The sequence below is a fragment of the Pseudomonas sp. genome (assembly GCF_028293835.1).
GTDB lineage: Bacteria > Pseudomonadota > Gammaproteobacteria > Pseudomonadales > Pseudomonadaceae > Aquipseudomonas.
The window spans coordinates 25,099-35,148 of sequence record NZ_JAQGNX010000101.1 but is presented as its reverse complement, the minus strand read 5'-3'; the positions used below and the strand labels follow the sequence as shown (position 1 = coordinate 35,148).

13 protein-coding genes are annotated in these 10,050 nt (G+C 52.6%); 6 read left to right on the top strand and 7 right to left on the bottom strand.

Translation table 11 applies throughout. The features are described 5' to 3' along the window. Positions 1 to 319 precede the first annotated feature (319 nt). Positions 320 to 715, top strand: coding sequence for a hypothetical protein (locus JWR17_RS14170; RefSeq protein WP_299832488.1), 396 nt, complete (start codon positions 320 to 322; stop codon positions 713 to 715). A gap of 71 nt (positions 716 to 786) precedes the next feature. Here the strand turns inward: JWR17_RS14170 and JWR17_RS14165 are convergent, their stop codons facing one another. From JWR17_RS14165 to JWR17_RS14140, 6 genes are all read right to left on the bottom strand, one after another. Further along, complete coding sequence (locus JWR17_RS14165; RefSeq protein WP_299832487.1) at positions 787 to 1,314, bottom strand: hypothetical protein; 528 nt, start codon at positions 1,312 to 1,314, stop codon at positions 787 to 789. Between the two features lie 163 nt (positions 1,315 to 1,477). After that, positions 1,478 to 2,005 (bottom strand): hypothetical protein, encoded by a 528-nt coding sequence (locus tag JWR17_RS14160; RefSeq protein ID WP_299832485.1) that lies wholly within the window; start codon positions 2,003 to 2,005, stop codon positions 1,478 to 1,480. A 192-nt stretch (positions 2,006 to 2,197) separates the two neighbouring features. After that, entirely contained in the window at positions 2,198 to 2,773 is a 576-nt protein-coding gene (locus JWR17_RS14155; protein WP_299832483.1) for a hypothetical protein, read from the bottom strand. 131 nt (positions 2,774 to 2,904) lie between these two features. Continuing rightward, on the bottom strand, positions 2,905 to 3,816 hold the full coding sequence (locus tag JWR17_RS14150) for an SDR family oxidoreductase (RefSeq protein ID WP_299832481.1): 912 nt from the start codon (positions 3,814 to 3,816) through the stop codon (positions 2,905 to 2,907). A 187-nt stretch (positions 3,817 to 4,003) separates the two neighbouring features. Beyond that, positions 4,004 to 4,786 (bottom strand): class II aldolase/adducin family protein, encoded by a 783-nt coding sequence (locus JWR17_RS14145; RefSeq protein WP_299832479.1) that lies wholly within the window; start codon positions 4,784 to 4,786, stop codon positions 4,004 to 4,006. A gap of 249 nt (positions 4,787 to 5,035) precedes the next feature. After that, positions 5,036 to 5,491 (bottom strand): flavodoxin, encoded by a 456-nt coding sequence (locus JWR17_RS14140; RefSeq protein ID WP_299832477.1) that lies wholly within the window; start codon positions 5,489 to 5,491, stop codon positions 5,036 to 5,038. A 99-nt stretch (positions 5,492 to 5,590) separates the two neighbouring features. On the opposite strand from JWR17_RS14140, the gene JWR17_RS14135 reads away from it, so the two are divergent. Next, on the top strand, positions 5,591 to 6,049 hold the full coding sequence (locus JWR17_RS14135) for a PAS domain S-box protein (protein ID WP_299832475.1): 459 nt from the start codon (positions 5,591 to 5,593) through the stop codon (positions 6,047 to 6,049). A gap of 54 nt (positions 6,050 to 6,103) precedes the next feature. Continuing rightward, a complete protein-coding gene (locus JWR17_RS14130) occupies positions 6,104 to 6,709 on the top strand; it encodes a hypothetical protein (RefSeq protein WP_299832473.1) in 606 nt (201 codons plus the stop codon). A gap of 142 nt (positions 6,710 to 6,851) precedes the next feature. Here the strand turns inward: JWR17_RS14130 and JWR17_RS14125 are convergent, their stop codons facing one another. Then, on the bottom strand, positions 6,852 to 7,817 hold the full coding sequence (locus JWR17_RS14125; RefSeq protein ID WP_299832472.1) for a MerR family transcriptional regulator: 966 nt from the start codon (positions 7,815 to 7,817) through the stop codon (positions 6,852 to 6,854). A gap of 200 nt (positions 7,818 to 8,017) precedes the next feature. On the opposite strand from JWR17_RS14125, the gene JWR17_RS14120 reads away from it, so the two are divergent. The 3 genes from JWR17_RS14120 to folE all read left to right on the top strand — a co-directional run bounded on the left by JWR17_RS14120 (position 8,018) and on the right by folE (position 10,049). Next, complete coding sequence (locus JWR17_RS14120) at positions 8,018 to 8,590, top strand: antibiotic biosynthesis monooxygenase (RefSeq protein ID WP_299832470.1); 573 nt, start codon at positions 8,018 to 8,020, stop codon at positions 8,588 to 8,590. Between the two features lie 166 nt (positions 8,591 to 8,756). Further along, the gene (gene folM / locus JWR17_RS14115) at positions 8,757 to 9,467 is read left to right on the top strand and encodes a dihydromonapterin reductase (RefSeq protein ID WP_299832468.1); all 711 of its coding nucleotides are present in this window, start codon (positions 8,757 to 8,759) and stop codon (positions 9,465 to 9,467) included. Between the two features lie 21 nt (positions 9,468 to 9,488). Further along, the gene (gene folE, locus JWR17_RS14110) at positions 9,489 to 10,049 is read left to right on the top strand and encodes a GTP cyclohydrolase I FolE (RefSeq protein WP_299832466.1); all 561 of its coding nucleotides are present in this window, start codon (positions 9,489 to 9,491) and stop codon (positions 10,047 to 10,049) included. The last annotated feature ends 1 nt before the right edge of the window (position 10,050 follow it).

Sequence of the window (10,050 nt, the reverse complement as noted above, 5' to 3'; positions counted from 1 at the left end):
ATTGCACTGTGTAAGCGTTTTTTATCCCAGGTAAACCGACGTTGATTTTGAAGCTCCTGGTCCACGTCTTTTTGGCCGCTGTTGATACAGCGGCCTTTTTTTGTCTGGGATCCGACAGCGAACTCGGAAAGCGCCCACGAACCATTACAAAACATGCCTGCCAACCTATCTACGTGGAAAATTCCTACATCTTTTTCGGCTTCAAGACCACAACCAACTGTGATTGAACTGTGTTTACCAAATCGAGATTCAACAAACGTTGGGCCGGTATTGGACAGGGCGCGTGCCTTGACCCTTTGATAGACACAGGAGTTTCATCATGAATAAGAAAACAGGTGCATTGGTTTTGGCACTGGGTTTGCTGCAAATGAGCGGGAGCGCAATGGCTTCACCTCAGGGCTGGACGACCCCGTTGAACAAAGTTTGCTTCATTAACAGCGGCAGCATTTATGGGGGAACTGCGGCAGCGGGAGAGTTGAAGGTCGTTTATGGGCCTTATACGGCGAAGTGTGCGACTACTTATCACAAGTTTCGGCTGGGGTTGACGCTTGTGAAGGTCGAACAATTGATAAATGGCATATGGTCGGACCGCAGCGGCTCTACGATGAACCCCGCTTCACAGTATGGCTCGGGAACCTATCGTCTCGTTATCGACAATCGAAATAAACAAACGTCTACCGTATATGGCGGCGGTACATTTTCCGTCCCGCTCTAACTTACAACTGAAAACGTAAATCTTGAACCGCTGCTGATGTGCAGCGGTTCAAGCTATTTTTTCAGAGGGCTTTATACCCGCGTATCAATCAGTGAATTTGCCTTCGCCTCTGCGGCGCGCTCCTTAAGCGCCAGCATCACCGCCAGCGCGGTATTCATGCTAACCAGCACTCCTTTGGCAAAGCCATGACCGTCTTCAACATATTTTTTTGTGTCATCCAGAACGAGCCTCAAGTACGCGAAAGCGTCAATTTTTTTGCCAAAATTAGTTTGATGACCCGCTGCATTAAAATCACAATTCATTGGGCCAATGATACCGCCAACATCCGGATCGATGATACCTAGGTCTTCAAGGGCATTTCTAAGCGCCATCAATTCGCGGGTCGTCGTGTTTTCAGGATCAAATTCGGATAAATCAAAGTCCAGACCGTCCAGCTTCACCTCATTGGGTATGCTCTTATCAGCCCAATACTGACGCGATTTCTGAGCGAGGCTAGCCTCCATTGAAGGAAAACCATTGCTGGTTAGCTTGAAGTTTTTATCCGGCACATAGACATAATCTTCTAGCCGTGCCTGAACGGCGTCAAAACTGTATAACATTATCACCTCCACACACGACGTCACTGTTCCCGTCTTATCGAAAGCCATATGAAAAAACTTTAGGCAATTCTATCTACAAAGTTTACTTACAGAATCGCCCTACACGCCAACTAATAATCTTCCTATGCAGCTATGCAGCGGCCCGATTTAATTATTGAAGCCGTCATGCATGTGTATCAATCAGCGAGCTTGCTTTTGCTTGTTCCGCCCTCTCCTTCAGCGCCAACATCACCGTCAGTACAGTATTCATGCTCACCAGCACTGGCTTGGCAAAACCATGACCTTCATCAATATATTTTTTAATATCATCAAGAGCGATCGCCAAGTAAGCGAACGCGTCGATTTTTTTGCCAAAATTAATTTGATTACCCGCTGAGTTAAAATCACAATTCATCCCACCTATAATGCTTCCTACATCTCTATCGACCACGCCGAGTTCTTCCAAGGCAACGCTGAGTGCCATCATCTCGCGGGTTGTAGTGTTTTCGCCATCAAAGGCAGACAGATCGAAATTTAACCCTTCCAGTTTTACTTCGTTGGGTATGCTTTTATCGGCCCAATACTGCCGCGACTTCTGAGCAAGACCGGCTTCCATTGAAGGAAAGCCGGTATGAGTCAGCTTGAAGTTTTTATCCGGCACATAGACATAATCTTCTAGCCGTGCCTGAACGGCGTCAAAACTGTATAACATCATCACCTCCACACTCGACGTTACTGTTCTCGTCTTATCGGAAGCTACATGAAAAAACTTTAACCAATCCTATCTAGAAAGTTTATTTACAGAATCGTCCTACAGGCAAACTAATAATCTTCTTACAAAAAAACTAAGCCGATCAATTGGCGCTGCTGCTAAGCAGCGGTTAAAGTCGACTTTCAAAAATATTTATACCAGCGCATCAATCAGTGAATTTTTCCTAGTCTTTTCGCCCTGCTCTTTAAGCGCCACCATCACCGTCAGGGCTGTATTCGTGCTAACTAGCACTTCCTTGGCAAAACCATGACCTTCATCAATGTATTTTTTAGTAGAGTCGAGACAGAACCGTAAAAAAGCGAATGCATCAATTTTTTTGTCAAAATTAGTTTGATTACCCGCTGAATTGAAATCACAATTCATGGAGCCAATATGAAATCCTACATCCCGATCTATGATACCAAGATCCTCAAGGGCGTTGCTAAGGTTCATCAACTCGCGGGTTGTAGTGTTTTCAGGATCAAATTCAGATAAATCAAAGTCTAGGCCTTCCAGCTTCACCTCACTGGGTATGCTCGTATCAGCCCAATATTGCCGCGACTTCTGAGCGAGGCTAGCCTCCATTGAAGGAAAACCATTACTGGTTAGTTTGAAGTTTTTATCCGGCACATAGACATAATCTTCTAGCCGTGCCTGAACGGCGTCAAAACTGTATAACATCATCACCTCCGCATTCGACGTCAATGTTCCCGTCTTATCGGAAGCCATATGAAAAAACTTTAGGCAACTCTATCTACAAAGTTTAATTACAGAATCGCCCTACACGCCAACTAATAATCTTCCTACAAAAACAACTAAGCCGATCAATTGATCGGCTTAGTTTAAAAACGCATTAGTTTCTATTGAGCATATCTCTGCAAGTTCGCCATCATTTCATTCAGCGCCTCAGCGGTATCTTTCGGATGCGAAGCCCCTTCAAAGTCACCGATCTTGTCCCAACTGGCTGCCACGTCTTCAGGACTAAAGCCAGCACGGGGGTCAAAGCCCGCGCCGATGCTGCGCTCCCAGCGGGTTTTGCCGATCCAGCCGCCGCCGACTTCAAACAAGCCGGAGGTTTCGGTGCATTGTTCGCTGCCGAGGAATACCACTAATGGGCTGATGAGTTCGGGTTTAAGCATTTCGAACACAGCCGCCGGGATCAGGCCTTCGGTCATGCGTGTACCGCCGGTTGGGGCAATGGCGTTGACCAGAATATTGTTCTTGCGACCTTCCAGGGCCAAGGTTCGAGTCAGGCCATATAAGCCCAGTTTGGCCATGCCGTAGTTTGACTGCCCGAAGTTACCGTAGATGCCAGAAGTTGAAGCGGTGAAAATCACCCGTCCGTAGTTCTGCTCGCGCATGTGCGGCCAGGCGGCGTGGGTTACTTTGTAAGCACCTTCAACGTGAACGCGGTAGACCAGATCCCAATCGGCGTCGTCCATCTTCGCAAAGGTTTTGTCGCGCAGGATGCCCGCGTTGTTGACCACCACGTCGATGCGACCAAAAGCATCCAGCGCATTCTGGACGATCTTGTCGCCGTCAGTCACCGAGTCGTGGTTAGCGATGGCAGTACCGCCCGCTTCACGGATCTCGGCCACCACGCGGTCCGCCGCCGAAGCATTTGCACCTTCGCCGCGCGCCGAGCCGCCGAGGTCATTGACCACCACACGCGCGCCATGTTTAGCAAATAACAACGCATGGGCGCGGCCCAGACCGCCCCCAGCGCCGGTGACAATGACGACTTTATCTTCAAAACGCACAGGCTCACTCATGGACAGCTCCAGCAAAGATAGGCAATGGATTGAGTGTCGATCACTCGACGTCCAGCCACAATCAACTCAGTCCGTGCTGAATAGTACGCAATAAGGCAGCAGGATGCGCGCAAGGGAAACACCGTCAGAACAGGCAATTTCTGAGCACGCTTGTAGTTAATTTGCCTGTTCGATCCGGCCAGTGGCATTACTCTTTGTAGCTTGGATCGAGCTTATCGACCTTGCGTAATAACGCCGGCCAGGCCAAGGCACCGCCCATGCCTTGTGGGCTTTTAGTCACCATGGCCACCATTGCTTTAGCACCGGCCAGAATTTGGCCGTTGATGGGAATCAACTCAGCACCGCCGTTTTGCGCCAACACCTGAATGTCACAGGCACGCTGGAACGTGAACATCATCAAGAAGGCATCGGCAATGCTGTTGGCGCACGTTAGCAGCCCATGGTTGTTGAGCATCAGGAAGGCGTTATCACCCAAATCAGCTTGCAGACGAGCTTTTTCTTCGTGATTAAGCGCGACGCCTTCGTAGGCGTGATAGGCGAGGCTCGATAGGATAAAAATCGACTGCTGGCTGATCGGCAGTATTCCCTGCTTTTGTGCCGACACCGCGACCCCGGAGGCCGTATGGGTGTGAATGACACAGGCGACATCGTGGCGTACTTCGTGGATGGCGCTGTGGATGGTGTAACCCGCTGGGTTGATCTCATACGGGGTGTCCATCAACTTATTACCGGCTTGATCGACTTTAATCAGGCTCGACGCGGTGATTTCATGAAACATCAAGCCGTACGGATTGATCAGGAAATCTTCAGTGCCGGGTACTTTGGCAGAAATGTGCGTGAAGATCAGATCATCCCAACCGTGCATCGCGACCAGTCGATAACACGCTGCTAAATCAACCCGGGTCTGCCATTCAGTGGCGCTTACTTGACCCTGGACATTGGGGGACGGCAAAACTTGGGCAACATTCACGGCGTTCACCTCGGCAATTGTTCTTATGGGTTATAGAGGGTGTGCCGATCAGTCTAGTCAGAGCTGAGTATCTGTGTAGTTGCGTTAGCAGCCAGCTTACTGGCCGAGCGAGTCATCTCAGACCAAACGGCCATTTAGACCACATGCCCAAGCACAGTCTGCGGGGGAGCCACTGTATTGGCGAGGCAGGATCTGGAACGCTGCGGCGCAGCTTATATCGTCACCAAGTTGGCTCCTACAGAGACCCGATCAGGCACTGAGTTGCTCAATAAACGCTGCCAGCCAAGGCTCGGCATCGGCTTCAGGATTAACCGTTTCGCTGGCATCGAGTCGTAACATGGGCTGGACTTCCCGAACACCCAATTCTGCGAACAGCTCGCGCACTTGCTCGCCGCCGCCGCAGAAGGTATCGCCATAGCTGGCGTCGCCCAAGGCAATCACACCACCAGGCAGCCCGCGCCAAGCGGCAGGTAAAACGTCACGAATCTGCGAGTACAGCGGCAAGAAGTTGTCAGGAAGTTCGCCCATCCCAGTGGTCGATGTCACTGCCAGCAATGCTTGGGGCGCGTGGGCCTGGACGTCAGCCAGCGAAGCGCGTGGGTTGTGCCAGACTTCATGACCGGCGTCGCGAAGAATATGCTCTGCATGCCGGGCGACTTCTTCGGCAGAACCGTAGACCGAACCTGAAAAAATGACGATTCTCATAAATGGATCCTGTAAGCGCAGTAAAAAACGGCTGCAGTATGCCCCAACCGGGCTCGATGTCTTAGACTGTTGCCTTGATAATCATGTCGGAAGTTTTCCGTGATAAATGCAAAACTGCTGCAATTGGTGATCAACGCCTCTAATGACGGGATCGTGGTCGCGGAGCAGGAAGGCGACGACAACATTCTTATCTATGTGAACCAAGCGTTCGAGACCCTGACCGGCTATTCGGCCGTAGACATTCTTTACCGCGACTGTCGCTTTTTGCAGGCTGGCGAACGCGACGAACCCGCTCTGGCGGTCATTCGCACAGCCATTGCGCAGGGCCTGCCGTGCCGTCAAGTGCTGCGTAATTATCGTAAAGACGGCAGCGCCTTCTGGAACGAATTGTCCATCACACCGGTGTTCAACGAGGCAGATCAGCTAACCTATTTTATAGGCATTCAGAAAAACGTCAGCAAACAGGTAGAAGCGGAACAACGTGTTATTGCGCTCGAAGCAGAACTAGCGCTGGCGCAAGCGGAGATAAATTTGTTAAAAAGTGACCGACGGCCGTAACTAACCACCCGATTAGTTGTCTTCATACCATTCATCGAACAATCGAGCTTTGCCATGCAGCGCGATACCCTGCTTACTCAGGATGAGCTGGACTTCATTAAGAAGATGCAGCACAACCCTAAGCTGAATGTACGGGATCCGTCACGCAGCCTGCTGGTTAACGGCGGCGTGCAGATTCACGAACTGCTGACACGCTTGGCAGCTCATGAGCAAGTCACCCTTCAAGCGCATTTCGAACACCAGCAAATGACCTTTCCCTTGCACTTGGTGGAAGACGAATTCCACGCCATGCACCTGCAATTGGGCGCGCCCAGTATTTACGACGACAAAGGCCCGACCTCTCGCCCCTGGCGCCTGACGCTCCCGGCACCGCTGCCGTTGGAAACTGAAAAGGGCTCGCTGTCGGCGTTGTGGGTGCATGAAATCTCGTTCAAGGGCATTTTGCTTGAAAACCGCAAAGCCACCAAACCGCCCAAATATTTTTCGCTGTGGTTTTCACCGGCGGGCCATGCGCCCATCGCTTTGCGCGGTACATTCGAACGGCTCACCGAACAGGGCCTGGCGGCCTACCGCTTGAGCCAGAGGAATACGGAAGACACTGAGCGCTTACGCCAGTACATCTTGCAGCAGCACCAGTTGGTACACCCCATCCCCGCTTGAGTAGCACGATGCCGCTGACTCTGTAGGAGCCAAAATTGTTGGCGAAGCAGCCGGCGGTGAATTCGGGAGCTTTGGTGCAGTTTATATATCGCCAACAAGTTGGCCCTACGGAACGTGCAATCTCGCAACCGACTCTCACTACCTACGTATCCAGATGCCCCGCCAAAAACTGCCGCAAACAGCGCTGCATCTGACGGCCATCGCTTCCAATGCAGGCAATCGGCGAGCCAGCCAAACTGTCTTGCGCCAGGTCTGAAGCCTCACCCGCCAGCAAAATCGGACAATCCAGCATTAATGCCAACCGTTGCAAACGACGAGGCAGGTCATCGGCTGGAGGATGATTGGAATACACCACCAAAGCCTGCGGCTGAATTTTCTCGCAGACAAGGCTCAATTCCTCTAATGGTTGACCCAGAGCCAAGACGCTGACCGATAGATCATTCGCGCCCAGCAACAGACCCGCTACCCATAACTCCAGCTCTCGGCATTCGCCGGGAATGGCGGCCAGCAGCACGCTGGTCTGTGCCGTGCCTCGGGCCATCTGCAAGCGCTGCAGCGTTCGCCCGCGCAGAAAGTTATCGAGGAACAGCCACTCACTGACTTGACCAAACTGATCTTGATGCAGCAGGAATTCTTGCCACACCGGCATGAAAATATCCTGAAAAACTACGATCATCGGATAACTGGAGAATATCTGGCCGTATAACTGCTCCAGACGGCGCTCGTCGAACCCGCGAGTAGCGCGGCGCACTTGGGCCTGCCACTCCTTCCACTCCTTCAGCGAGCCATCAGCCTGGATGTCGCCGGACAGTCCTTTGGCAATGCTGGCTTTCGCGAGAATCTTGCCGACCTTACTGACGGCTACACCGCGCTCGATCCAGCCCAGAATGCTGCGAACTTCTTCAATATCAGCTTGAGAATACAGGCGATGGCCACTTTCCGTTCGAGTTGGCTGGATCAGCCCGTAACGCCGTTCCCACGCACGCAGGGTGACCGGATTGATACCGGTCATGCGGGACACTTCGCGGATAGGGAATAATTCTTCTTGCTTCAGGCCGTCCAGCTGCAGGCCGCTACCTAGAGCGGGTCCGATCATAGAATCAGTCATGGCAGGCATCGATTGAATACAGTTGGGCATTGTACTCATAACCCTGCCGCGCAAACAAAGTTCCGAAACCATGAGACGGTGGCTTATTTTTTGAATTCAGGAATAATCCTTGCCTGTTTTTAGGCGCAGCCCACCACCCCGGTGCTGCGTTATGAGAATTCCTTACCCAGGAACCTCGCTTTGTCTTATGGAGATACACAATGTCTACCTCCCCCGTCACCCTGATGGTTGCCCGTCGTGTCGCTCACGGCCGTTATGAAGAGCTGTTTTCGTGGCTACGCGAAGGCGAACAATTGGCCACCGATTTCCCCGGCTACCTGGGTTCGGGCGTTCTGGCTCCGCCAGCTGATGGCGATGAGTTCCAGATAATTTTTCGATTTTCCGACCAACATACGATGCACGCCTGGGAGCACTCTGCTTCGAGAAGCACTTGGCTGGTGCGTGGCAGCGGTCTATTTGCGCAACCGTCTGAACACCGTGTCAGCGGTATCGAAGGCTGGTTTGGCACAGCGGGTCAGCGTCCGCCGCCGCGCTGGAAGCAGGCCGTGGCAATCTGGCTGGCATTCTTCCCGGTTTCCTTATTGTTCAATTTCGTCCTGGGCCCGTTACTCGGCGAACTCTCATTGGTCACCCGGGTATTGATCAGTACCCTGGCCCTCACCCCGCTCATGGTTTTTCTATTTATTCCGCTCTCCACGCGCATGCTTGCCCGCTGGCTGCACAGCGCACCTCGTTCCCAGGTCTGCGCTGGCGAATCGGCAACCAGCCGCTAACCTCTCGACGTGCAAACACTCCCCATCGCGCCGTGCGGGTTGTATCGGTCGTAGTCATTGGTATAACTTTGCTGCAGATAATAGCCAGTTGATGGCTTCGTTGGCCTGAGCGCGCTGGCTTTTTCATTGCCCGCCCCGGCCTTTACTGCGTTGCGTGAGTTGTCCGATGGCTTTTCCCACCCCACCCGTTCTGATTACTGGCGCTAGCCAGCGAGTCGGCCTGCATTGCGCAAAACGCTTGTTGGCGGACGGTCAACCGGTCATCTTCAGTTACCGCAGCGAACGTCCCGGGGTGCAGCAACTGCGGGATTTGGGGGCGGTGGCGATCCATGCCGATTTCTTGTCTGCAGCGAGCATTCTGGCGTTCATCGAAGAACTCAACACCCACACCGACAGCCTGCGGGCGATAATTCACAATGCGTCGCAGTGGTTGGCAGAAACGCCCGGGGATGAAGCCGCAGCGTTTACTCAGATGTTCGGCGTGCATATGCTGGCGCCGTACCTGATAAACCTGCACTGCGCCCCACTGCTACAATGCTCGCCGGTGGCCGACATTGTCCACATAAGTGATGACGTCACCCGCAAGGGCAGCAGCAAACACATTGGCTACTGTGCCAGCAAGGCCGGACTTGAAAGCTTGACCCTGTCCTTTGCAGCCAAATTGGCCCCCCAAATCAAAGTCAACGGCATCGCGCCAGCGCTGTTGATGTTTCAACCTGACGACGACGCGGCGTACCGCGCCAGTACCCTGACCAAATCCGCCATGGGCATCGAGCCCGGAGCCGAGGTGATCTATCAGAGCCTGCGCTATCTGCTGGACAACCCCTATGTTACCGGCACAACTTTGACTGTAAACGGCGGTCGGCACGTTAAGTAAGCCGCCCCGTGAGGACTTCTGATGACCTTATCCCTGCCACAGAACTACCGCGATATTCTTGTCGGCTTGGGTGAAGACCCTGATCGCGAGGGACTGGCGGACACTCCCAAGCGTGCCGCCAAAGCAATGCAGTACTTGTGCCGAGGTTATGAACAAAGCATCGAAACGGTCGTCAACGGCGCATTGTTCGCTTCCGACAATGATGAAATGGTGATCGTCAAAGACATCGAGTTGTACTCGCTGTGTGAGCATCATTTGCTGCCTTTCATCGGCAAGGCCCACGTGGCTTATATCCCGACGGGCAAAGTGCTGGGGCTGTCAAAAATTGCACGCATTGTCGACATGTTCGCCAGGCGCCTGCAAATTCAGGAAAACCTTACCCGGCAAATTGCCGACACCATTAAAGAAGTGACTAACGCCGCAGGTGTGGCCGTGGTGATCGAAGCGCAACATATGTGCATGATGATGCGCGGCGTCGAGAAGCAGAATTCGACCATGATGACCTCGGTGATGCTTGGCGCATTCCGTGACTCAAGCACAACCCGTCAGGAGTTTTTGCAATTGATCGGACGGAGCAGGTAGG

What these genes read in the sequence shown, in the direction of transcription:
- JWR17_RS14170 (WP_299832488.1), top strand. Translation starts at nt 320, where the DNA reads ATGAATAAGAAAACAGGTGCATTGGTTTTGGCACTGGGTTTGCTGCAA.
- JWR17_RS14165 (WP_299832487.1), bottom strand. Translation starts at nt 1,314, where the DNA reads ATGTTATACAGTTTTGACGCCGTTCAGGCACGGCTAGAAGATTATGTC.
- JWR17_RS14160 (WP_299832485.1), bottom strand. Translation starts at nt 2,005, where the DNA reads ATGTTATACAGTTTTGACGCCGTTCAGGCACGGCTAGAAGATTATGTC.
- JWR17_RS14155 (WP_299832483.1), bottom strand. Translation starts at nt 2,773, where the DNA reads ATGGCTTCCGATAAGACGGGAACATTGACGTCGAATGCGGAGGTGATG.
- JWR17_RS14150 (WP_299832481.1), bottom strand. Translation starts at nt 3,816, where the DNA reads ATGAGTGAGCCTGTGCGTTTTGAAGATAAAGTCGTCATTGTCACCGGC.
- JWR17_RS14140 (WP_299832477.1), bottom strand. Translation starts at nt 5,491, where the DNA reads ATGAGAATCGTCATTTTTTCAGGTTCGGTCTACGGTTCTGCCGAAGAA.
- JWR17_RS14130 (WP_299832473.1), top strand. Translation starts at nt 6,104, where the DNA reads ATGCAGCGCGATACCCTGCTTACTCAGGATGAGCTGGACTTCATTAAG.
- JWR17_RS14125 (WP_299832472.1), bottom strand. Translation starts at nt 7,817, where the DNA reads ATGACTGATTCTATGATCGGACCCGCTCTAGGTAGCGGCCTGCAGCTG.
- JWR17_RS14120 (WP_299832470.1), top strand. Translation starts at nt 8,018, where the DNA reads ATGTCTACCTCCCCCGTCACCCTGATGGTTGCCCGTCGTGTCGCTCAC.
- folM (WP_299832468.1), top strand. Translation starts at nt 8,757, where the DNA reads ATGGCTTTTCCCACCCCACCCGTTCTGATTACTGGCGCTAGCCAGCGA.
- folE (WP_299832466.1), top strand. Translation starts at nt 9,489, where the DNA reads ATGACCTTATCCCTGCCACAGAACTACCGCGATATTCTTGTCGGCTTG.